At 44.3% G+C, this 22504-nt stretch carries 21 protein-coding genes; 5 read left to right on the top strand and 16 right to left on the bottom strand.

Annotated elements, in window-relative coordinates; genetic code table 11:
• Positions 1-115: 115 nt before the first annotated feature.
• Positions 116-1396 (top strand): citrate synthase, encoded by a 1281-nt coding sequence (gene gltA / locus GPLA_RS04840; RefSeq protein ID WP_007103722.1) that lies wholly within the window; start codon positions 116-118, stop codon positions 1394-1396.
• A 104-nt stretch (positions 1397-1500) separates the two neighbouring features.
• On the opposite strand, the gene GPLA_RS04835 is transcribed toward gltA, so the two are convergent.
• Complete coding sequence (locus tag GPLA_RS04835; RefSeq protein ID WP_007103721.1) at positions 1501-2946, bottom strand: phosphohexomutase domain-containing protein; 1446 nt, start codon at positions 2944-2946, stop codon at positions 1501-1503.
• Positions 2947-2973: 27 nt separating this feature from the next.
• Entirely contained in the window at positions 2974-4395 is a 1422-nt protein-coding gene (locus tag GPLA_RS04830) for a mannose-1-phosphate guanylyltransferase/mannose-6-phosphate isomerase (RefSeq protein WP_007103720.1), read from the bottom strand.
• A gap of 249 nt (positions 4396-4644) precedes the next feature.
• Between GPLA_RS04830 and tcdA the strand changes: the two genes are divergently transcribed.
• Entirely contained in the window at positions 4645-5469 is an 825-nt protein-coding gene (tcdA, locus tag GPLA_RS04825) for a tRNA cyclic N6-threonylcarbamoyladenosine(37) synthase TcdA (protein WP_007103718.1), read from the top strand.
• A 19-nt stretch (positions 5470-5488) separates the two neighbouring features.
• Here the strand turns inward: tcdA and GPLA_RS04820 are convergent, their stop codons facing one another.
• Entirely contained in the window at positions 5489-6163 is a 675-nt protein-coding gene (locus tag GPLA_RS04820) for a hypothetical protein (protein WP_007103717.1), read from the bottom strand.
• Positions 6164-6289: 126 nt separating this feature from the next.
• Here GPLA_RS04820 and GPLA_RS04815 point away from each other — a divergent pair, with 126 nt between their 5' ends.
• Together GPLA_RS04815 and GPLA_RS04810 are read left to right on the top strand one after the other, a co-directional pair.
• A complete protein-coding gene (locus tag GPLA_RS04815) occupies positions 6290-7198 on the top strand; it encodes a LysR family transcriptional regulator (protein WP_007103716.1) in 909 nt (302 codons plus the stop codon).
• A 20-nt stretch (positions 7199-7218) separates the two neighbouring features.
• The gene (locus GPLA_RS04810) at positions 7219-7632 is read left to right on the top strand and encodes a hypothetical protein (protein WP_007103715.1); all 414 of its coding nucleotides are present in this window, start codon (positions 7219-7221) and stop codon (positions 7630-7632) included.
• A gap of 78 nt (positions 7633-7710) precedes the next feature.
• Here the strand turns inward: GPLA_RS04810 and GPLA_RS04805 are convergent, their stop codons facing one another.
• From GPLA_RS04805 to GPLA_RS04760, 10 genes are all read right to left on the bottom strand, one after another.
• Positions 7711-8205: a DUF2919 family protein gene (locus tag GPLA_RS04805; protein WP_007103714.1), complete on the bottom strand. Its 495-nt coding sequence runs from the start codon at positions 8203-8205 to the stop codon at positions 7711-7713.
• A gap of 10 nt (positions 8206-8215) precedes the next feature.
• A complete protein-coding gene (locus GPLA_RS04800; protein ID WP_007103713.1) occupies positions 8216-8656 on the bottom strand; it encodes a GNAT family N-acetyltransferase in 441 nt (146 codons plus the stop codon).
• Position 8657: 1 nt separating this feature from the next.
• Positions 8658-10442: a GGDEF domain-containing protein gene (locus GPLA_RS04795; RefSeq protein WP_007103712.1), complete on the bottom strand. Its 1785-nt coding sequence runs from the start codon at positions 10440-10442 to the stop codon at positions 8658-8660.
• Between the two features lie 161 nt (positions 10443-10603).
• Positions 10604-11602 carry a D-cysteine desulfhydrase family protein gene (locus GPLA_RS04790; protein ID WP_007103711.1) on the bottom strand — a complete coding sequence of 333 codons (999 nt, stop codon included), beginning with the start codon at positions 11600-11602 and terminating at the stop codon, positions 10604-10606.
• Positions 11603-11704: 102 nt separating this feature from the next.
• Positions 11705-11938, bottom strand: a complete 234-nt coding sequence (locus tag GPLA_RS24300; protein WP_040513903.1) for a hypothetical protein — start codon at positions 11936-11938, stop codon at positions 11705-11707.
• Positions 11939-11976: 38 nt separating this feature from the next.
• Entirely contained in the window at positions 11977-12741 is a 765-nt protein-coding gene (kdsB, locus tag GPLA_RS04780; RefSeq protein ID WP_007103710.1) for a 3-deoxy-manno-octulosonate cytidylyltransferase, read from the bottom strand.
• Positions 12742-12750: 9 nt separating this feature from the next.
• Positions 12751-12957: a Trm112 family protein gene (locus tag GPLA_RS04775; RefSeq protein ID WP_007103709.1), complete on the bottom strand. Its 207-nt coding sequence runs from the start codon at positions 12955-12957 to the stop codon at positions 12751-12753.
• 7 nt (positions 12958-12964) lie between these two features.
• Positions 12965-13948: a tetraacyldisaccharide 4'-kinase gene (lpxK, locus tag GPLA_RS04770; protein WP_040513901.1), complete on the bottom strand. Its 984-nt coding sequence runs from the start codon at positions 13946-13948 to the stop codon at positions 12965-12967.
• Positions 13945-15702 carry a lipid A export permease/ATP-binding protein MsbA gene (gene msbA / locus GPLA_RS04765; RefSeq protein ID WP_007103707.1) on the bottom strand — a complete coding sequence of 586 codons (1758 nt, stop codon included), beginning with the start codon at positions 15700-15702 and terminating at the stop codon, positions 13945-13947. Before msbA ends, lpxK begins: the two co-directional genes overlap by 4 nt.
• 104 nt (positions 15703-15806) lie before the next feature.
• On the bottom strand, positions 15807-18086 hold the full coding sequence (locus tag GPLA_RS04760; protein WP_083881998.1) for a DNA internalization-related competence protein ComEC/Rec2: 2280 nt from the start codon (positions 18084-18086) through the stop codon (positions 15807-15809).
• 49 nt (positions 18087-18135) lie between these two features.
• On the opposite strand from GPLA_RS04760, the gene GPLA_RS04755 reads away from it, so the two are divergent.
• Entirely contained in the window at positions 18136-18675 is a 540-nt protein-coding gene (locus GPLA_RS04755) for a DUF2062 domain-containing protein (protein ID WP_007103705.1), read from the top strand.
• Positions 18676-18760: 85 nt separating this feature from the next.
• Here GPLA_RS04755 and GPLA_RS04750 read toward each other — a convergent pair whose 3' ends face one another.
• The 3 genes from GPLA_RS04750 to zipA are packed head-to-tail and all read right to left on the bottom strand — an operon-like array spanning position 18761 to position 22491.
• Entirely contained in the window at positions 18761-19099 is a 339-nt protein-coding gene (locus tag GPLA_RS04750; protein ID WP_007103704.1) for a DUF3392 domain-containing protein, read from the bottom strand.
• 3 nt (positions 19100-19102) lie between these two features.
• Complete coding sequence (ligA, locus tag GPLA_RS04745) at positions 19103-21136, bottom strand: NAD-dependent DNA ligase LigA (RefSeq protein ID WP_007103703.1); 2034 nt, start codon at positions 21134-21136, stop codon at positions 19103-19105.
• A 50-nt stretch (positions 21137-21186) separates the two neighbouring features.
• The gene (gene zipA, locus GPLA_RS04740; RefSeq protein ID WP_007103702.1) at positions 21187-22491 is read right to left on the bottom strand and encodes a cell division protein ZipA; all 1305 of its coding nucleotides are present in this window, start codon (positions 22489-22491) and stop codon (positions 21187-21189) included.
• Positions 22492-22504: the final 13 nt, after the last annotated feature.

Below are 22504 nucleotides of genomic sequence, written 5' to 3'. Positions count from 1 at the left end.
ATGGTTTTAAATTGACTTCTGGCGTCAACCTGAGTACAAATAGCGCCAATTTTCCCCGATAAACATCATATAATGCGGCTTATCGCAAACAGAACTTTTCTGAGGAGAGCAATACATGGCAGACAATAAAGCCACTTTGAAAGCAGGTGACAAAGTAGTCGAACTTCCGATTCTATCTGGCACTGCAGGGCATGATGTAATCGATATTCGTACGTTGGGGTCACAGGGGTATTTCACTTTCGATCCGGGCTTTATGGCGACAGGTTCATGTGAGTCGTCGATTACATACATCGACGGAGCTAAAGGTATTTTATTACACCGCGGCTACTCAATTGAAGATTTAGCCCGCGACTCTGATTACATAGAAGTGTGTTACATGTTGTTACATGACAAAACACCGACTACCCAAGAGTATCGTGACTTTAAAGATACGATTACCCGCCATACTTTGGTTCACGATCAAGTTAATAACTTCTTCCGTGGCTTCCGTCGTGATGCGCATCCAATGGCGATGTTGTGTGGCACTGTAGGTGCGATGGCCTCTTTCTATCACGACGATTTAGATATTTCGGACCCAGAGCAACGTTTACGTAGCGCATATCGTCTTGTGGCTAAGATGCCGACATTGGTTGCAATGTGTTACAAATATAACATCGGCCAGCCGTTTGTTTATCCACGTAATGACCTTTCTTATGCGGAAAACTTCCTAAATATGATGTTCTCTGTGCCAGCAGAAAATTACAAAATCAGCCCGGTCGTTTCACGTGCTGTTGATAGAATTTTCACTTTGCATGCTGACCATGAGCAAAATGCATCTACCTCTACCGTGCGTTTAGCTGGTTCATCAGGTGCTAACCCTTATGCTTGTATCGCCGCAGGCGTTGCATCACTTTGGGGACCTGCCCATGGTGGGGCTAACGAAGCATGTTTAAACATGCTGCAAGAGATTGGTTCAGTAGACCGTATCCCTGAATTTATTGACCGTGCGAAAGATAAAAATGACCCTTTCCGTTTAATGGGCTTTGGTCATCGGGTTTACAAAAATTTCGATCCCCGTGCAACGGTCATGCGTGAAAGCTGTCACGAAGTGTTGGCTGAATTGAATATCGATGATCCTTTGTTAAACGTCGCTATGGAACTAGAGCGCATCGCCCTAAGTGACCCGTACTTCGCTGAAAAGAAATTATTCCCGAACGTAGATTTTTACTCAGGTATTATTCTTAAAGCCATCGGTATTCCGACTAACATGTTTACCTGTATTTTTGCCCTAGCAAGAACCGTAGGGTGGGTATCACATTGGCACGAAATGTTGAGCCAACCAGGTCAGAAAATCGGTCGACCTCGCCAACTTTATACCGGTGAAGCACAGCGTAAATATAATAAAATCGAAAAATAATTCTCGATGTTATAAACAAAAATAGCGCCAATTGGCGCTATTTTTTTATTTCAAATAAGGTGACTATGAAAACAGACACCTCTATTTTTTAGACATCCTTAATACTATTTTAGCATGGCTAATAACTCTTTGGTTTTAGCTTGCATCAATTGAATGTCACCACGAGACTCAACATTCAAGCGAACAACTGGCTCAGTATTAGACTTACGCAAATTGAAACGCCATGCATCAAACTCAAGACCAATCCCGTCTGTGTAATCCACTACATTGGCTTTTTCTTCATAGGCCTGCAAGATATTAGCAATCGAGGCATCGGGATCCTGCAATACTGAATTAATCTCCCCTGATGATGGGAACGCGGCAATACGTTGAGCAACCATTTTAGAAAGTGGTTTCTGCTGTAAACATAAAAGCTCTGCCACTAACAACCAAGGGATCATCCCTGAGTCGCAATAGGCAAAATCACGGAAGTAATGATGAGCACTCATTTCTCCGCCATACACAGCATCATCCGCGCGCATACGTTCTTTAATAAAGGCGTGCCCTGTCTTGCTTTTAATCGGCACACCACCGGCACGTTTGACTATATCTTCGGTATTCCAGTATACACGTGGATCATAAATGACCTTTGCCCCGGGATCTTTTTCTAGAAATGCCTGCGCCAACAGACCAACAATATAATAACCTTCAACAAATTCACCGGTTTCGTCAAACAAGAAACAACGGTCAAAGTCACCATCCCAAGCAATCCCCATATTAGCTCGGTGTTGTATTACTGCGTTGGCCGTATCTGCACGGCTTTCTGGTAGCAAAGGGTTAGGAATGCCGTTTGGGAACGTTCCGTCTGGTTGATGATGAATTTTAATAAATTCAATCGGTACACCTTTACTCACAAGTCCGGCTTCTATGGCATCTAGCGCTTTGCCGGCGGCACCGTTGCCCGCGTTCACCACTAATTTAAGCGGCGTCAACCCATCGCTGTTAACATAGCTCAACATATGTTCAACATAAGCATCCATGATGGACAAAGTTGAATATTGACCACCTCGCTGTAACTTTTCAGGACAGATACTACATTGTCCCTGTATGAAATCATCATCGGAAACGAAACGGTTAACGTATTGCTGCAAGCCTGCTTCGACATCTGAGTCATTATAACTCTCAGCTAACGCCTGCACGGCAAATAAGCCCGTATCACCACTGACTGGACGCGAACCTTCTTTGACCAGCTTCATACCGTTATAATCAATTGGATTATGACTGGCTGTTACTTCTATTCCGCCGTCCACTGCAAGGTGCTTGGTAGCGAAATAGATCTCTTCTGTGCCTGTCATGCCTAAATCAGTTACCCGGCACCCTCCATCAATCAAACCAGCGCTTAAAGCGAGTTTGAGCGGTTCGGAAGTCAGGCGTACATCCCCGCCGACCACAACCGTCTTGGCACTGAAATGTTCAGCGAACGCACGGCCAATACGATATGCCACGCGTTCGTCAAGTTGTTCAATCAACTTACCGCGTATATCGTAAGCTTTAAAACAGGTTATCTTCATACAGTTATCTTCCTAATTCGTGAACGATTACTTAGTTTCAACACGACCATAGCGGTCTGAAAAGCGCACTATGTCATCTTCCCCTAAATAGGTTCCTGATTGCACTTCGATGAGCTCTAACGGTATACGCCCTGGATTTTCTAGCGCATGCACCACACCAACGGGAATATAAGTTGATTGGTTTTCACATAACAATAGCGTCTCATCGCCATTGGTCACTTTCGCGGTCCCAGCCACAACAATCCAATGCTCAGCACGATGATGATGCATTTGCACAGACAGCTTTTCTCCTGGTTTTACGGTGATACGCTTCACCTGAAAACGCTCACCGTTGTCGATAGAGTCATAACTGCCCCAAGGGCGAAAGACTTCTCGGTGAAATTCAAACTCAGGACGTTTATCTGCTTTAAGTTTATTTACCACATTCTTGATATTTTGTACTTTGTCTTTATGGGCGACCAAAACCGCATCTTTGGTTTCAACTACAACCACATCGTCCAAGCCAACCACTGAAATAAGTCGCTGTTCTGCATTTATATAGCTGTTATGCACATCGTCTAAAATAGCGTCACCAATAATAACATTCTGATTTTCATCTTTGACTTTTGCTGTTTCCCACAACGAAGACCAACTTCCTACATCGCTCCACCCTGCATCTAAGGGCACGACGGCAGCAGCATCTGTCTTTTCCATGACAGCATAATCAATTGAGTCATCAGGACAGGTAGCAAATATCTCAGCGTCAACCCGCACAAATTCCAAATCAGGGGTTTCGGTAGCAATTGCGCGCTTGCAGATATCGAGCATATCCGGTGCATATTTTTCCAGCTCTTGTAGATAACGGCTGGCCTTAAATAAGAACATGCCACTGTTCCAAAAATAATTACCTGAATCAACATATTGCTGAGCCGTGGCTAAATCTGGCTTTTCAACAAACTCGGCGACATCAAAGCCTACCTCAGTATTGGCAACTTTGTCGCCACTACGAATATATCCGTAACCAATATGCGCACTGTCTGGCACGATGCCGAATGTGACTAATTTACCTTGCTCTGCCAATATTTCCGCCTGAGCAATCGCTTTGTGGAACGCGGCAGTATCATTAATTAAATGATCAGCGGCCAAAACAAGCAAGGTAGGGTCTTCGCCGTTTAACGACGCGTGAAGCGCAGCGAGTGCAATGGCGGGAGCAGTATTACGACCCATAGGCTCGAGTAAAATACCGCCATGCTGGATATTTTGCTGTCTTAATTGCTCAGCAACAAGGAAGCGATGAGAGTCGTTACATATTACAATGGGTTGTTCCGCTTGGGTGCCATCAAGGCGAGCCACAGTATCTTGCAACATGGTCAAGTCTGAGGTTAATCGCAGAAATTGCTTCGGCAGCGCCGCACGAGATTTTGGCCATAATCGGCTTCCGCTACCACCAGCTAAAACGACAGGTTTCATTTCATTTTCCTTTTTATTATCTAAACTAATTACGACTAAATTGATCTGTATGGATGGTATTAAAACCATCCCCTATATTCAACGAACTAACGATTTATATCGCCTAAATACCGAAAATAAATGATGTTTCTGTTCTCTAGCTTAACCGCACCCATGCTGGGCACGAAACCAATCAAACCACAATGGCTTGCAAAAAGTATACCTTGCCCTGATATACTAGCGTTTAACAATTCAATACAGCGGTCTACCATGAGTCAATTTTCCCAACGTTTCGGCGGAACCCAACGTTTATACGGTGTCAATGAAACTGGAATTCTTCGTAGCGCCCATGTTTGCGTTGTTGGTATTGGCGGCGTTGGTTCGTGGGTAGCAGAAGCTCTTGCCCGCAGTGCAGTGGGTCATATTACGCTGATTGATCTAGACGATATTTGTGTCACCAATACCAACAGGCAAATACATGCCTTGCAAAACACCGTGGGCGAAGCAAAAGTCGACGCCATGCGCGAACGCATCTTGCAGATCAATCCTGAGTGCCGGGTTGATGTGCTGGAAGACTTTGTGACGCCTGATAATGTTAAGCAGCTACTGACACAAGATATGTCCTATGTGGTGGAAGCCACTGATAGTGTAAAAGCGAAAGCCGCCATGGTGGCACACTGTAAACGCAGCAAAATCCCGATAATAACCATTGGTGGTGCCGGCGGACAAATCGACCCAACGCAAATAGCTGTGGCTGACTTAGCAAAGACGATTCAGGATCCTCTGGCGGCAAAACTGCGTTATATACTGCGCAAGGAATACGGTTTTACCACCAATCCAAAGCGTCGATTTGCAGTGGAGTGTGTATTTTCTACCGAACAACTGCGCTACCCCCAAGCCGACGGCTCAGTGTGCCAGACTAAAAACCTGACGAACGGCAGTGTAAAACTTGATTGCAATAATGGCTTTGGCGCATCAGTGGCAGTGACTGCGACATTTGGATTTGTTGCTGCTGCTCGCGTTATCCAGAAGCTCACGGCACAAAAGCAAAACCCGCAGCCAAGAACGATTAGCCTCGAAGAAAATATTTTATAATACCGCCTACCCTTGGACCTTATTTCAATTCCTGTTCTCTTTGGTGGGCGTATAACTTTGTATTACGGTATTTTTTAATATCTAGGTACACACACACTAGCAGCCAAATCCCAATGGCACATAAAATAAACAGGGTATTCTCTGCCAATTTCATGATCTCTTCGCTGAGTACCGTGGTTGCGAATATTAATCCGAGGTAATAAGGCAAGTTCAGCAAACCGGCTAAAAAAACCACTTTGAACGGCCTGCGCTGAGCACCTTGATTGAACATATAAAATGCCAACGAATTAATGTGGATCATTGCGACTAATAGATACTTAATTGAGGATTTACGATTTATAGGTGTTTTCTTTTCATGCTGAGCAAATCGTTTTCCCATATAGTAATTGAGCATAGAGCCAAGCGTTGCCGCCGTTACCATTGCCAAGGTTAAATACAAGATGTCGTTCCATTGTGGCTTGGCCAATACCACTAATAAGACCGCAAAAAATTGTCCGGGAAAGTAGAAGCCAACGTAAACAATCGATTCGAGTAAAATAATCGCTAGAATCAGCCAGTACAAATATCCATCAAAGCGCGCTTTTAATGATTCCAGTAACTCAATACCAGGTGGAATGATGTCCACATCAATAAGAAATGACATTAAGCCCAAAACAAGTAAAGCTGAAAACGGTAGTAAGGATGAATAGCGCATAATAAATAATTTAGCTTTAAACAGACAATAATTTACGCCTAATCAACGATTTGAGATCAACTTAAGTTGTTTTTGCCTGCAACTCCCCCTAGCATAGCTATATTCTTTCGAAAAATTAGAAACCTAATGTATCGTGCGAAAACGACCATAGAGCAATGGCGCATCCTGCAAGCTGTTGTAGACTTCGGTGGCTATGCCCATGCCGCTAATAAATTAAATAAAAGTCAATCTTCTTTAAATCATGCGGTGGCTAAGCTTCAAGATCAGCTAGGGGTAAAACTATTAGAAGTGAAAGGTCGTAAAGCCTTTTTAACGGAAGCCGGCGAAGTGATGTTACGTCGGTCTCGTCACCTTACCCAGAACGTACAAGATTTAGAGGAGTTAGCGGGGAATATTAATCAGGATTGGGAGCCTGAAATTACCGTAGCGGTAGACTTAGCATACCCTAAAAAGTTGCTTTATCCCGTTCTAAACGCATTTTACCCAGAAAGTCGCGGCAGCCGGTTGCGGATCATCGAAACCGTGTTGACTGGTACCGAAGAAGCAATCACTCAAGGCTGGGCAGATTTAGCGATATCGCCTATTATGCCTAAAGGTTTTTTAGGCGAGCCAATAGCAGAATGCTCCCTTTACCCTGTATGTCACCCAGAGCACGAACTCGCTTCACTAGAAGGCCCTATAGATCCAAACGAGCTACAGCAACACCTGCAACTCGTCATCAAAGATACATCGCGCACACCAAGTGAAAAACAAGGCTGGCTTAAATCAGAACAACGCTGGACCGTAAGTACATTTGAAACAGCGGTTGACTTACTATTAGAAAACATTGGATTTTGCTGGCTACCTGATTTTATCGTCGAGCATTTAATTGAGTCAAAGGCCCTACACAGGCTACCGATAAAAGGCAGTAGTTTCAGGCCGTTAATATGTTATGTGGTTAAGCCTAAACCTGATTCTTGCGGCCCAGGTACAAACTTGCTATATCAAACGTTAATCAAGCAAAGTCCTTTTAATACCCAGTTTATAGAAAAATAATGTCCAATTTGGAGACCGAAATGCAAATGACCCGTGAAGAATTAACACAATTGATGATCGACAGCGCCCAAAATGCCATCGAAACCACAGAACAAGAATTTGCTGTCGTTCTCGATGAGAGCGAACAGAGTTTGGCCGTCGTCGACGATGTCATTTTAAGTTGGTTGGGTAAATACGAATCTGAAGCATTAGAAGAAAATGCAGTATTTACTATCTGCAATATATACGGCGCCTATGTTGGCGAGTTATTTCGTCGGAAAATAGGCGGTTTTTGGAAATATGACGAATCAGATAAACGCGCCCCTTATGTCGTATTAGAGTACGCTGGCAACACCTATGCTTTTGCTGGTATTTGTTATCAACGTTTGGTAAATGACAGCCAAATCAGTGTTAAAAACTACTTTGAACAAGCTGTAGCTAACAATCGCCAATAATTGTATTCAATAAGATGCTGATTAGGTTCTTACCCGTCCCCGCCTGATCAGCAGATTAGCATCACGCCAGTACTTAATTTATTTGGCGATATTAGTTGATGGCACCGATGGTTTTGACCAATCAAGGCTCAACAAAGCTAAGTGTTGATTGTTTTTTATCCAGTACATGTAAATACTATCCAGCAAAATGGTGACGGCAATCAGCCAAGAAAAACTCCAGTTTTGCTTAGAAGCCATCAGTATATGAAAGGCAATGTCGGTCACTAGGCTTAACAGTATTAATGGCTTAATCAGAGTAAATAAAACGCCTGCGCGACCATCCCATAGTTTTGCCCTAAAGCTTATTAATAACACCACCAAAAAGCTTGGTAGCGCGATCAGCAAACTGCTATAAAAATAACTGTTATGAGGATAAAATAAGACTAACAATGCCCCGCTATCTTGACGAAAGGTAAGAGATGCAATAAATACCCATATTGGCCGGCAAATATAGAACAAACACCAAAGCAGTGCTTTAGATGGCTTGATACGCCCAGCATCGTCGTAATATTTAAGGGGAAGCAATAAACGCATAGAATTCTGTTTATTCAGCCAAAGCTAGGGATTTAGCAAAATGATGGCTGGAAATAACAAACCCTTCACGTAAATAAAATTTATGTGCAGAAAAACGCTGCACACCAGAGTCAAGATGCAGCTGGTCGCAATCGTGTTGCAATGCATACTGTTCTAGCCATTTAAGCATAGCCCCACCAACCCCCATTGAACGCTGATTTTCATTAGTGATTAAATCATCCACGTATAAATGTTTACCCCAAGCAAGCTTTTGTCCAAGACTGAACCCAGCAAGACCACAAATATTTTGCCCATAGACTGCTTGTAATAGTTGATAGCCGTTTGCTTGTTGTTGACGCGTTTGTTGCAAAAATGCCTCGAGGGTAAGATGCAAACGAAGCTGATGCATTAATGGGAAGCAGCGTGCTAGCTGTTCTTGAGTATTCACAATACTGCAAATTATCTGTGTCATGTCACTTTGACTCATCTTTATCAGAAAGTGAATCGCGCATATCCGCTAGCACCTCCTCGATATCAGAGAATCCCTCGACGGATAAATAAATACTCATTTGGCTCTCAATCAAAACTTGTTCGCCTACCGCAGCGATGAATTGCGTATCATTCAAGGCGCTTTGTATTCGTTCAAAAAATTCTCGGGCCAACGCTTCGTCAATGCTGCGCAAACACACCACAAATTGTTCACTGCCCACCCGGCCAACTACATCTTCTTCCCGGGTGACTTTATGTAAGCAATAGGTCACAGCTTGTAACGCTCTATCACCGGCGATGTGGCCATGTTTACTTTGCACATCTCGCACATTACTAATATTAATAAGCGCCAAGGCATTCGTTCGCCCATTTTGCGCTTGTGGCAAACGACGCATCATGCCGATCACTGCTCGCTCGTTAAACAAGCCGGTTAATGTGTCGCTGCTGACACTTTTGATATAGCGTTTGACGACCAAGAAATAGACCCCAGCTAACAGTAAAATAAATCCGAGGCTTAATATCACAATAGAACGATATTTCTGCACCGCTTGCTGCTCTAATTCGGTTTCTAGCGAGGTAATTTGACTATGTAAATTTGCCACGCCGAGCACTCGGCCTGAACGCTGCTGATCTAATATTTGCTTGTTAGCTAAACGTGTATATAAATCAAATATTTTTTCGGCGCTCTCAAGGTTATTAGTATAGAAATAGGCATTTGCCATCACCCAAAGGTAATCACGTCTGGCTAAAAATTTCTTGTGTTGGGGCTCACTTAACGCTTCTTGCTCTGCTAAAAAATCCTCTACGCACTGGGTGTCTTTATCATAAATACATAATGCCACGCCATAAAGCTTGGCATTGCGATGAATGATATCGCTGCTGACCTTAGGTAGATAAAAATGTAGTTTTAGCAAACTATTACGTAAATGATCATAGTCTTCTAAACGGAAATAATAACGACTTTCAGCATAATGTAACCATGCATTGGTTAACGGGGTATTCACACTTAAATTGGCACGCCTAAATATTTCAATATTTTGTTTAGCTGCCACGACATCGCCACTGGCCATATTAGCGCTGATGGCACTAATCAGTGTCGCTAATTGGTTGTTCGTTGCATAGACCTCAAGCCCCATATAATAAGACTTCAAGTATTGCTCAGCCGCGAGTTCATTTTGTCCTATACTGCCGTAGAGCAGACCGATATTGTTATGGATATGCGCTACCGCAGCAATATCATCCAACTCAACAAACTTTTCCAATAATGAGTACAGCTTACCTAACTTCACTGAAATATCGGTGGTTTTCTGATTACATACAGTGATGAGTCCTAGTTGTGCACTCAGATAAATATCGGAATAACGATCCCTTGCCAAAGATTCCGCCTGAGCATAATAATCACAGCGCTGGGGGTTTTCTTGAACATCCAGAATAAAGCCAAGTTGATACACAGCCCCCGCATAAAGGGCACTGCTTTTATCTATGGTGTTATCGTTAAATAGCCCATTTAAAATGTCACGAGCCTGCTCATATTGGCCAACACAGATCAAAGAATGCGATTTGATCAGCCGCAGCCTATCCTGTTGGCCTTTAATGATTTCGTCGGAGGCGAGGTAAGTATCGAGGGCAGAATTGATATCGCTTTTTGGGCAATCATAGGTGGCAGCTTGCGCGGCAATAATAAATTTTTCGACTTCTTCACTATGCTCAGCATAGGCATAAGACGTACAAAGCCAAAAAAAGACGTTTATCGCCAACAACCCTTTCACAAAATCACCAACCACTTAGACTAAAGGAGGGGATAAACCATAGTGTTTAAGAAAAATTTTATCCACCATTAAATTAACTGAACTGCACACTTATCGTGCAATCAGGCGATAAAATTGATCTAATGCACGGCAACTTGCAACAAGTGGTTGAAAATCAACCACTAAACGTTCTGCAGCGCACTGGCGTAAGCAAACACAGCAGGCGCTCCGCCGGTATGCCAAAAGAGTACGTTGCTGTGAGCACTAAACTGTTTACGGCGGATCATATCGATTAATCCCCCCATCGCGCGCCCTGTATAAACGGGGTCGAGTAAAATCCCCTCGTACTGAGCACACAAGGCGATGGCTTCACGTTCTAGCTCTCCAACCACACCGTAACCCTGACCGATGTAATCATCAATTAGATGCAATTCATCAATTGAGCCCTGATAATCAATCGCTAGCGTATGTGCACTTTGCTCTATCAACGCCTGTAGTTGGCATTTGTAACTGTCTTTACCCATTTCATCTTTGTCTATATTGATACCAATTATGTTACTTTTTCCTTTATGGATATGCTGCCCAAGCACTAACCCGCAATGCGTCGCGCCAGAGCTTGACGCAAATACGATATCAGAAAAATCTAATGTCTCATGTGATGACTCGCACTGTGACATCAATTCAGAATAAGCCTGGATAAAACCAATAGCTCCTATCGTATTCGAACCACCGTAGGGTACAACATATGGTTTTTTTCCTTGGCTGAGCAGTTCATTAACCAATTTTGGAATATCTTCGCCTTTGCGTTTTTCACCGCTCCAATGAATATGCGCCCCAAAAAGCGCATCAAGCAGCAAGTTTCCATTGGCCATATTGGGTGCTTGACCACCTAGTACTAAATGACAGCCTAAACCCAATTTTGCAGCGCCTGCTGCCGTTTGGCGACAATGATTGGATTGGGCTGCTCCAGCAGTAATCACGCAATCACAACCTTGTGCCACTGCATCTGCCAGTAAATACTCAAGCTTACGAGTTTTATTGCCACCTAAGGCTAAGCCAGTAAGATCATCTCGTTTAATATAAATTTGAGGGCCGCCCAGATGAGCCGAAAGACGGGCTAACTTATGAATGGGGGTCGGAAATACCCCCAATTCAACTTTATTTATTGTATTTATTGACATTATTGGCCTCTGAGGACATCGCAAAAATAAAACCTAACATGGCAGGTTTGCGTCTTTTACCAGGGAATATTTTCCCCATTAGCGTAAGAAAGTGAACCGCTATTAGTAAGGGTTAACGGCTGAATACGCAAGGCAATGGCGGCGCGTGCAGTGACAGGTAAACATCGCCGCCGTAGTTAGCCATCTCGGTTTGCACATGACCTGTGCTTTACTTCCAGTCAGCTCGTCAGACGTATTACGAAAAAGTGCGTAGACCTGATGTCCTTGGGCAAGATAATACTTAACAAATGCTAAGCCTATCCCGCGGTTGGCACCGGTAATAACAAGGTTTGACATTGCTGACCTCCTTTCACAAACACTGCGCAAACTCGTTCTTAAAAAACGATACTCGGGTCGGCTAATATTCGTTTTAAGTCTTCAGGAGTATCAATCCCTGCTGGAGGCGTTTTTCGAGCGATATCCACGTGGATTTTTTCGCCATGCCATAACACTCGCAATTGTTCTAAAGATTCAATTTGCTCTAAGCCTGACGGTGACATATTAACGTATTGCTTAATGAAACCTGCGCGGTAAGCATAAATCCCCACATGGCGGAGATAGTAATCACCAATTTCGTCTATGCTATCCTCATCTAAAAAACGCGCACGATCATAAGGGATCGTCGCTCGAGTGAAGTACATGGCGTAGCCCTGTTTATCCAAGACGACTTTTACTGCATTAGGGTTAAATGCTTCTTCTACATCAACTATTTTTACCGCCAAGGTGGCCATTTCAGCTTGTTGATGATGATGCAAGTTTTCGGCGACCTGCTGAATATTTTCAGCTGGAATAAACGGCTCATCACCTTGCACATTAACCACTATCTCTTGGGCAAGCATGTTCTGCATGTCAACCACTTCTGCCAGTCGCTCCGTCCCAGACTCATGATGGGCGCCGGTCATACAGTATTGCCCACCAAAATCGCTGACCACTTTTGCAATACGCGCATCGTCTGTGGCAACAATCACATTTGACGCACCTGACTCTATCGCCCTTTGATACACGTGCTGCACCATAGGTTTGCCATTAATTTCAACCAGCGGCTTACCTGGAAATCGAGACGATGCATAACGTGCGGGAATGATCACATTAAAGTTCATAGGGCAGCCTTACTTGGTGATTTTTTCTAATTCTTCACTGGATAACACCAGAGCCTCTGTTTCAAGCAGCACTGGAATATGTTGCTCAATTGGGTAAGCCAAACGGTCAAATCGGCAAACCAAACGTTCATTTGCGTCGGTTGGCTTATCTAAAATAAGCGTTCCCTTGCATACAGGACACGCTATTATCTCAAGTAATTTTTTATCAAATGCCATATTCATCTCACTTTTTATTGCGTAATTTGGTTAACAATTGCTGTTCAAAATCTGTATCAAGCTTGGCATTAACGGGTAAATACCACCAGTCTTCATGCGCAAAAGGTCGGCACTTAACAGCATCTTTTTCGGTCATCAGCACACGTTCTTGAGGCAAATCGGCTTTTTCGAATTGATGATGATCAACAAAACTCAAGCACTGTTTTAACGTGACGCCCTGTTGCTCAAGTAATTCGTAAAAGCGCTGCGGATGACCGATACCCGCAGCAGCAACAACTGGCGATTTAAGCGCATTTAGTGCTAAGCGCTGCGTCGACTGCTTTACATTGATGAGTTGTCCTGGAACGAGTTGCATCAAGTATTCGTTAGTTGATGCCCCCTCCCCGTTGATGACCACAAAATCAACATTTTTTAGTCTAGCGGTTGATTCTCTTAGGGGGCCTGAGGGCATTAAAAATTGGTTTCCGGTACGGCGTTTACCGTCCATTACCACAATTTCAATATCCCGCTGCAACGCATAATGCTGCAAGCCATCATCGCAAATAATTACGTCGCAGTGGTGCGTGTCAATTAGAAACTGTGCGCCTCTGGCGCGCTTAGGGTCGACCACCATAGGGCATGTTACATGTTGACGCATGAGTACAGGCTCATCACCCACTTGCTCTGGCTGACTGTCTTGGGTGACGCTGCACGGGTAGCTTTCGGATTGTCCTCCGTAACCTCTACTTAATACCCCTGGGTGGTAACCGTTGGCCGCTAAAAATTTTGCTAAATGCACCACTAAAGGTGTTTTTCCGTTACCACCAACACTGATATTACCGACGATAATGACCTGCGCTGACACTTTAATAGATGTTTTAAAACCGAGTAAAAATGCCCCACGACGCAAACGAGATATTAGCCAAAATAACCAGGTTAAGGGCAACATCAATATGATAATTGGCCACTTATACCAAGGCTGCTGGTACCAAACACGTTCGATCCATCTCACGCGACGGTTTGTCCATCACCAAACTGCAGCTTGTGTAGCTGAGCGTAAGCACCGTCGTGTGACAACAATGATCCATGATCGCCCTGCTCTAATATACGCCCTTTTTCTATGACTAATATCTGATCAGCGCTTTCGATCGTCGACAGGCGGTGAGCGACAACGATACTGGTACGATCTTGTTGTAACGTCTCTAACGCATCCTGAATCAGTCTTTCTGATTCCGTATCCAAGGCTGATGTAGCCTCATCTAAAATAAGCACAGGTGCATCTAACAAAACCGCTCGAGCAATCGCTAAACGCTGGCGTTGCCCTCCTGAAAGCATCAAGCCATTTTCACCTATTAGGGTTTCCATGCCCTGGGGCAATTGTTCGATAAATTCTAACGCGTGAGCTGTTTTTGCAGCTGCTAACACTTGTTCTGGTGTCACCCTCCCTTCAGAGCCATAGGCAATATTATTAGCAATTGTGTCGTTAAATAACGTGACATGCTGGGAAACAAGGGCAAATTGACGGCGTAAATCTTTTAGTTTGAAATCTTGTAGCGGTACACCATCCAATAAAATGGTGCCTTGCTGGGCATCATAAAAACGCGTGAGCAGGCTAGATATAGTGGACTTTCCGCTACCTGAGCGACCCACTAAGGCAAACATTTTCCCGGGTTCGACGGTAAACGACATATCCGATAAAGCCGCCTCTTCTTTGTTAGGATAATGAAAGGTCACATCCCTAAATTCTAGTTTGCCCTTTGCCTTGTTCAGTGGCTGATTGCCGGTATCTTTTTCAATGGCATTATCAAGTACTGAAAAAATACTCACACACGCAGCCATGCCTTTTTGAAATTCACTGTTGACCGTAGTGAGCTGCTTCAATGGCTTGAGTAGCATGGTCATAGCCACCACTACAGTCACAAACGTGCCAGGCGTTAAGTCGGTAATGAAATTAGGTTTGCTTGATATATATAAAACCACCGCCAGTGCCACCGAGGCAATAACTTGAATAGAGGAGACACTTAGGATTTGCGCAATCACTAATTTCATATTTTGTTGACGGTTATGGTTGTTTTTCTTGGCGAATCGCGACGCCTCTAAATCTTGTCCACCAAACATGAGTACTACTTTATGGCCTTTGATGATCTGCTCCGCAGACGAGGTCAAGTTGCCCATGGCTTGTTGAATATTTTTACTGACCAAGCGAAAACGTTTGCTCACAATAGAGACAATAATGGCGACCAAAGGGCCAATCAAAATAAAAATTAACGCTAATTGCCAAGAATGATAAAACATCCAAAAAAGTAAACCAAAAACCAAAGCGCCTTCTCTGATGAGCGTCAGAAAGGCTTTTCCTGCTGCGCCCGCCACTTGTTCAGTATCATAAATCACTTTAGATATAAGCTGACCAGACGGGTGATGGTCGTGAAACGCAACAGGCAAGTGCATGTATTGATGAAAAAGCTGTTCACGCATCTTCATTACCACTTGGCTAGAGATCCAAGAAAGGGTGTAGGTACCCATAAAATTAAATATCCCTCTTGCCACAAATACCGGGATAACAAAATAGGCCGCTAAGCGCAGATAATCGTAATCCCATTTACCACCATTACCATCAATAATAGGCTGTAATAGCGAGATAACGTAAGCGTCGATCAGTGAATAGCCGACCATGCCAATGATGGCCACGATAAAAGCCAACTTGAAATCTTTAAGATAAACGGCGAAGCGTTTGAATACATTTTGAGACGGTAAAGTATGAGTCATGAAAGCGTTAGAGTTCGACTTAGTTAAGGTTACACTGGGATATTGTAACTGTTAGGGGGAATTTCCCCAACTATCAATTATTTAATGCTTAATTTTCAGACAATTTAATGATTTGCATACCAATATGGATACATATCGTGGCGGAAAGTACGCACTTTTATGCCCCTATCTTCAACCGTCACCTGTATCTGTCCGTCTTCAGACGTACGATAGAGTTGTGCATTTGTCTGTTGGTAACGTGTCACCACCTCATTTTTAGGAAACCCCCAACGATTCATAAATCCCTGACTAAAAATGACATGCTGTGGTGCAACTGCCGTAATAAATTCCGCCGACGATGAAGTGTTACTGCCATGATGTGGTGCAATTAATATCTGTGATTGCAACGCGTCGCCGTAGTGTTGCACCAATTTTCGTTCTACTGATGCGTCGATATCTCCGGTCAATAACACACTTGTATGCCCATCCGTTATGCGCAGCACACAGGAGCCATTGTTATCGTTGTGCAAGCTAGGATCGTCTGGCCACAATGCTGAAACTTGTAAACCTTGCCAATACATTTGCCAACCATAACGACATTTATCTTTAGTCGTGTACGTGCGTAGAATCGACATAGAGCGACGTAGCGCAGGTTCACTGCCGCTATGATCATTATCGAAATGACTCAAAACGAGTATGCCAACATGCGTCATTCCGTGACTGTGTAAATAGGGTGTAAGCACGCTATCAGCCATATTAAAACCGCTGGGATACGCTGCACCAACATCATATAGCAAAGCGTCATTGTGCCTGCTTACGACTACCGAAAGACCTTGTCCAACATCGAGTACATTTACTTGCCAGTGCGTTGCGCGTGTTGTAAGCCCATAAGACAATAAAGGTAAACAAAGCATAACCGCCGCTACTCTTGGTAATAAACCACGGGGCAATATTATGACTAACGTTGCTAAGGTTAAGCAGACCCAAGCCAGCGCCGGAATAGCCGGTATTGTAAACGCCGAGGCTGACCAGTTACTGACCTCAACCAACTTATCAAGTAATAATTGTAAGCCATAATCAACCAACACCAGCACATCATCACCCCGAGCCAAGTTCAATAACAGCATCACCACAGCGAGCAAGCATAGAGGCACAACAATTAGAGTCACTAAGGGCACAGCGATTAGATTAACCAATGGCGCTGCCAAAGAAACAAACGAAAACTGCCAAGCGACGATTGGCAGCATCAAAATACTTAACGTCAGTTGCAGTCGACACATCCCAGCAAACCAGTTCTTGATGGAAAAACCTTGATGCTTGACTGGCCATCGCCAAAACACAAAACTTATGATTAGCACAGCACTGAAACTTAACCAAAAGCTTTGCCCAAATAAACTCAATGGGAATAGCAAAATAAATGCGCTGATACTGACCAGTAGAATACGTTTTATTCCCCAATACAGGCGAGTAAAGAGTAACAACGCCGTTAGCGCCAACATCAACCATGCACGCATGGCGGGTAAACCGAGTCCTGCCAAATAGGCGTAACCCAAAGTGGCAAACAACGTAATTAAGATGCTGACAAAATGAAAGTTTACCGTTTGAGTCGTAATTAACACTCGGTAACAAAAAAGTAAAACGCTGGCGATGAGCAAATAACACAAACTGGCAACTAGGGCTAAATGTAACCCAGATATAGCAATTAAGTGCGCAATGCCGGTGCGCTGTACCAACAACCAATCGTCCTGCGTCAGCAGACCTCGATGACCTAATGCAAGGGCGGCTATCCAAGGAGTGGTCGCCAGTTCAGTTGCCATAATTTGATCTAATAGGCGCTGACGCACGCTGAGGTTAGGTTCGAGTAATATATTGTTTTCACTTGTTTTAACATAGCCTGTGCCAACAATATCTTGGCTAAAGAGCCACTGTTGATAATGAAAACCACCTTGATTTGCTAAGCCATGAGCAGGTTTCAATTTCACCCATAACTGCACCCTTTGGCCTTGTTTTAATGACCACATTGGCTTTGTCCAGCTCAGTCTAATGCGTCTTTTTTTCACTAATGAACGCTGCTCGATAACTGAGATATCAAGATTAAAGCGTGGACTTTGTTTACCGTCGATTAGACTCGTAATTCGTCCTTGGATCCAAATTCCTTGGGTAAAATCGTCTGCTTGGAGTTGCCAAGTTTGCTGCCAATGCCCTACACTTGCCATCCAAAAAATACCTAGCAAAAAACAACTGCAGTAATGGTTAAAACGTTTGCAGCTTGAAATGATACGCGGCAAACGCCATAGCAGTATGGCAAGACACAGGATTATTGGTAGAATGAGGATCGCGGGAAGTGACAACCAAAACAAGGCAGACATACTTGCTGCAATAAAACTGAAAAGTCTACCGTCCATAGTGCTAGGCACATCCTGTGTATCACTTCACAACACATTATAGAGAATTATGCTGAAAAAGTTCATTAAACGCTTTTTACCTGATCACCATAAGATTAAGAAGCAAAAAGCATTGAAGATATTCGGCACCTTGTTGCACGATCCCAATCTATGGCACCTCAATCGCCGTTCGGCGTCAGGGGCATTTGGTCTGGGCTTGTTTTTCGCTTTTTGGCCGGTACCGTTTCAAATGTGGCTGTCAGCCGCAGTCGCAATACCGTTACGCGTCAACTTGCCGCTTTCTATGGCCACTGTCTGGATCACGAATCCGTTTACCATGCCGCCCATTTTTTACGGCGCCTATCTCGTCGGTGCCACTCTATTAGGTACCGATACCCAAGCGTTTCATTTTCAATTAAGTTGGGATTGGGTAGTGCAAAGCATAGAAACGATCGGTCCTGCGTTTTTATTAGGTTGTGGTGTGTGTTCTGTCTTCTTTGGATTAGTCGGATTTTTTGGTTTAAATTATGTTTGGCGTTGGTCTGTTGTTAAGGCATGGCAAGTGCGCCAAGCGAAGTACCAAGCCAAAAGAGTTAAATGTAGTAAATAGCAAAAAAGCCAGCATTCTATGCTGGCTTTTCATTAATCGCTTTAAAAGGCACTTGCCCTATTCCTGATTATTTGCAGAAAACGCATTAGATATAGCGTCTATGTTCCGCCAAATACCCCAACAACAAAAACAGACTGACGACACTTATTCCACGATACAAGCTAGGGATCATCATTAATACGAGTTTGACGTGGGGAGTGGTAAAAATAACCAATGCCCCGTAACCAAAAGCACAAATAACAACAAATACCGAGGTGCGCACAATAAAGTGGTAGGGCGACAAAATATGTTTGATCTTTTTGTTTAGTATGTCCCCGTAAATTACCAACACAGTGGCCACTATGGTCATAGAAATTTCAGCATAATACGGACTTAACCAGCGCGTGAGACTGGCTAAGCCTTCAAAGATAATCGATAGGTCCACGACTTAACCTTCCAAATCAGCAAACATGGCGAGCATGCCATCTTCGTTTATCACTTTAACACCTAAATCTTGGGCCTTGGTCAATTTTGAACCCGCTTTCTCCCCCGCGACTAAGCAATCCGTTTTGGCAGAAACGCTACCGGAAACCTTGGCCCCAAGAGCCTGTAATTTCGCTTTAGCTTGATTACGATCCATCACGTTTAACGTGCCTGTTAACACATAGACTTGCCCAGCTAGTGGTAACTGATCCAGCGCTATTTTTTCTATTGTTGGCCAATGTACACCTGCATCACGCAATGCCTTTATGACCTCGAGATTGTGCGCTTCCCTAAAAAAATTAAATACGTGCTGAGCAACAATCACGCCCACATCAGGCACGGTTTGTAAGGATTCGATATCTGCCTGCTCTATGGCCTCTAAGGTTAAAAAGTGCAGCGCTAAATTTTGTGCCGTGGCTTCACCCACCTCGCGGATCCCCAATGCGTATAAGAATTTAGCTAACGTGGTTTTTTTGCTATGTTCGAGTGCGTTAACCAAATTGACGGCAGATTTCTCCCCCATGCGCTCCATACTCGATAGAGGCGCTATATCTAAGGAAAAAAAGTCCGCGGGACTTTTGACCATATCCCCATCGACTAATTGCTCAATGAGTTTGTCACCTAAACCGTCGACGTCTAAAGCCTTGCGTGAAGCAAAGTGTTTCATGGCCTCTTTACGCTGGGCCTTACAGTAAAGTCCGCCTGTACACCGGGCAACCGCTTCACCTTCCAATTTTTCAATCGCTGAGTCACACATAGGGCACGCAGTTGGAAAGGTTATTTCTCTGGCATCTGCAGGGCGTTTTTCGGTCACGATGGCGACAATTTGCGGGATCACATCCCCTGCCCGGCGAATGATGACGGTGTCTCCAATCATGATCCCCAGACGATTAATTTCATCTTGGTTGTGCAGCGTGGCATTCGATACAGTGACCCCACCCACAAAGGTAGGTACAAGGCGCGCAACAGGTGTAATAGCCCCCGTTCGACCAACCTGAAACTCGACATCCAGCAAGGAACTGATTTCTTCTTGAGCAGGAAACTTATGGGCGATAGCCCAGCGAGGCGCCCGGGCAACAAAGCCTAGGGCTTGCTGCATTTCGATGTCGTCTACTTTGAAAACCACCCCATCAATGTCATAGCTTAATTGGCTGCGCAACTCACCAATTTTATGGAAATACTCAAGACACTCTTGCGCGCCGGTTGCGGTTTCGAGTTCTTTACTTAAAGGCAACCCCCACTCACTTAACTGTTTTAGGCGCGACGAATGGGTGGTATCCAAAGGTTGCTGTTCATTTTCAACTAAACCGAGAGAATAACAATAGAACAATAGTGGTCGCCCAGCGGTGATCCGAGGATCAAGCTGTCGTAAGCTGCCTGCTGCAGCGTTTCTTGGATTCACAAAGGGCTTTTTGCCCTTATTAATTTGAGCTTCATTTAGGGTAACAAAGCCTGCTCTGGTCATAATCACTTCGCCGCGTACTTCTAAGCGACTTGGGTAGCTATCACCACGTAAACTAAGGGGTACATTGGCAATTGTACGCACATTAGTGGTGATGTTTTCACCCACACGACCATCGCCTCTGGTCGCTGCACGCACTAATTTGCCATTTTCATACAAGATGCTGACGGCCAAACCATCTAGCTTGGGTTCGCAACTAAACCCAATTTTGTCGGTATTTTTTAGTCTGTCTTTAATACGCTTTTCAAACGCCACCATGTCTTGCTCGTCAAATGCATTATCTAACGACAACATGGGCACTTCATGTTCAACCTGCTCAAACGCACTGAGCGCCGTGCCACCCACTTTCTGTGACGGCGAATCAGAGCTGCGCAGGTCTGGATAAGTTTGTTCAATGTCGAGTAGTTCTCGCATTAAACGGTCGTACTCCGCATCTGGCACCGTTGGATTGTCGAGTACGTAATACTGGTAGTTATATTCGTTAATCGTATTGATAAGTTGCGTCAGCCTTTGGGCAGGTGACAAAGCATTAGACATAAAATGTTCCAAGATATTCAAAGAAAACAGGGAGCTAACGCTCCCTAAAATTAGCGACGTATCATTCGCTTACGTTCGAACTCGCGAATGCGTTCAACGTATTGCTGCAAACCTTGTTTGGTTAACATGCTACGCCGACCATCTAGAATTTGCCCATTAAATTCATCGGCAATTTTGCGGGTCGCGTTGTGCATCATATTGAAGACCTGATGTGGGTCCCCTTCAATCGGCAGTATCATGAATAAAGTCACGCCCTGGGTGGTAAAATTTTCTAGGTGATCAATATCAAACACACCCGGTTTAAACATATTCGCTAAGCTAAACAGTACTGGCCCTTTACCGTTAGCATTCACGTGACGATGAAATATATCTTGATCGCCAAATTTAAAACCTAAGGTAAGTAACATGGGTAATAACGACGCCCCTTGGATGGGTGCATCGTCTGCGGTTTTAACGTTGAGTACTAAGACTTCTTGAGGCTGCTCGGCCGCCTGAGGTTTTGCTTCACTTCTTTGTGGTTGCGCCGGGCCCTTATTATTATCAGCCTGCTGTTCATCGAAATCGATATTCAACTGATCTTCGGTAAATTTTGGCTCGCGACGTTTGCGGTTTGCCACTTCATTTTTACGGCTGTGCATCACTTTATTTGTCACATCCGAGTCTATTTGGCGTCCACCGACATTCCCATCCGAAGTAGTCGGTGACACAGCCGGCTGTGGCAGTAATTCCTCTGTCGGCGCTTTTTGAACTCCGTCTTTTTGCTGCCCACTTTTTAGCAAAAATGTGGGCGGCTCAGGCACATCTTTTACTTGGCGTGCACCCGCTTGGGTATAATGGTTAGCTTGAGCGGCATATTCAGGTTTAGGTTGGGTTACAACCGAAGCGTACACTTTACCAGGTGGGGTCACTGGCTTAGGTGGTGGCGCTGAAGCGGGTTCAATCATAGGGTCGAAGTCGGCTGGCAGAGCGTCTCCCTCTTCCACGTCTTGTTCTTTATCTACATCATCCGAGGATTCTGGCCCGTAATGGCTGTCATCGTCAGACTGTTCCTCGGATGGCGTATTCGTTTCAAGGGAATGATTATTGCTCACGACGCGCACGGGTCCTACGCCAAAGTCATCAAAATCTGACTTATCTGCCTGGGTATCATTTTGCTCAAAATCTTCATCAAACGAAGAAAATCTAGGCTCGGATGACGCAGGCGTATGCAAGCCGTCTCTGCGCTGACGGTCAACTTTCGCGCCGCGTTTATCTTTGCTGGTTGCCTTACGAGATACCCACAAACCATGAATTAACACCCCTGCAATCGCACAGGTGCCCACTATAAATAACGTCCAGCGTAATACATCTTCCATCGAATTAACTCAT

Origin of the sequence: Paraglaciecola polaris LMG 21857 (genome assembly GCF_000315055.1) — a bacterium.
GTDB lineage: Bacteria > Pseudomonadota > Gammaproteobacteria > Enterobacterales > Alteromonadaceae > Paraglaciecola > Paraglaciecola polaris.
This window is presented reverse-complemented; position numbering and strand designations above follow the sequence as displayed.

Coding starts and splice junctions, on each gene's coding strand:
- gltA (WP_007103722.1), top strand. CDS start 116: ATGGCAGACAATAAAGCCACTTTGAAAGCAGGTGACAAAGTAGTCGAA.
- GPLA_RS04835 (WP_007103721.1), bottom strand. CDS start 2,946: ATGAAGATAACCTGTTTTAAAGCTTACGATATACGCGGTAAGTTGATT.
- GPLA_RS04830 (WP_007103720.1), bottom strand. CDS start 4,395: ATGAAACCTGTCGTTTTAGCTGGTGGTAGCGGAAGCCGATTATGGCCA.
- tcdA (WP_007103718.1), top strand. CDS start 4,645: ATGAGTCAATTTTCCCAACGTTTCGGCGGAACCCAACGTTTATACGGT.
- GPLA_RS04820 (WP_007103717.1), bottom strand. CDS start 6,163: ATGCGCTATTCATCCTTACTACCGTTTTCAGCTTTACTTGTTTTGGGC.
- GPLA_RS04815 (WP_007103716.1), top strand. CDS start 6,290: ATGTATCGTGCGAAAACGACCATAGAGCAATGGCGCATCCTGCAAGCT.
- GPLA_RS04810 (WP_007103715.1), top strand. CDS start 7,219: ATGCAAATGACCCGTGAAGAATTAACACAATTGATGATCGACAGCGCC.
- GPLA_RS04805 (WP_007103714.1), bottom strand. CDS start 8,205: ATGCGTTTATTGCTTCCCCTTAAATATTACGACGATGCTGGGCGTATC.
- GPLA_RS04800 (WP_007103713.1), bottom strand. CDS start 8,656: ATGACACAGATAATTTGCAGTATTGTGAATACTCAAGAACAGCTAGCA.
- GPLA_RS04790 (WP_007103711.1), bottom strand. CDS start 11,602: ATGTCAATAAATACAATAAATAAAGTTGAATTGGGGGTATTTCCGACC.
- GPLA_RS24300 (WP_040513903.1), bottom strand. CDS start 11,938: ATGTCAAACCTTGTTATTACCGGTGCCAACCGCGGGATAGGCTTAGCA.
- kdsB (WP_007103710.1), bottom strand. CDS start 12,741: ATGAACTTTAATGTGATCATTCCCGCACGTTATGCATCGTCTCGATTT.
- GPLA_RS04775 (WP_007103709.1), bottom strand. CDS start 12,957: ATGGCATTTGATAAAAAATTACTTGAGATAATAGCGTGTCCTGTATGC.
- msbA (WP_007103707.1), bottom strand. CDS start 15,702: ATGACTCATACTTTACCGTCTCAAAATGTATTCAAACGCTTCGCCGTT.
- GPLA_RS04760 (WP_083881998.1), bottom strand. CDS start 18,086: ATGGACGGTAGACTTTTCAGTTTTATTGCAGCAAGTATGTCTGCCTTG.
- GPLA_RS04755 (WP_007103705.1), top strand. CDS start 18,136: ATGCTGAAAAAGTTCATTAAACGCTTTTTACCTGATCACCATAAGATT.
- ligA (WP_007103703.1), bottom strand. CDS start 21,136: ATGTCTAATGCTTTGTCACCTGCCCAAAGGCTGACGCAACTTATCAAT.
- zipA (WP_007103702.1), bottom strand. CDS start 22,491: ATGGAAGATGTATTACGCTGGACGTTATTTATAGTGGGCACCTGTGCG.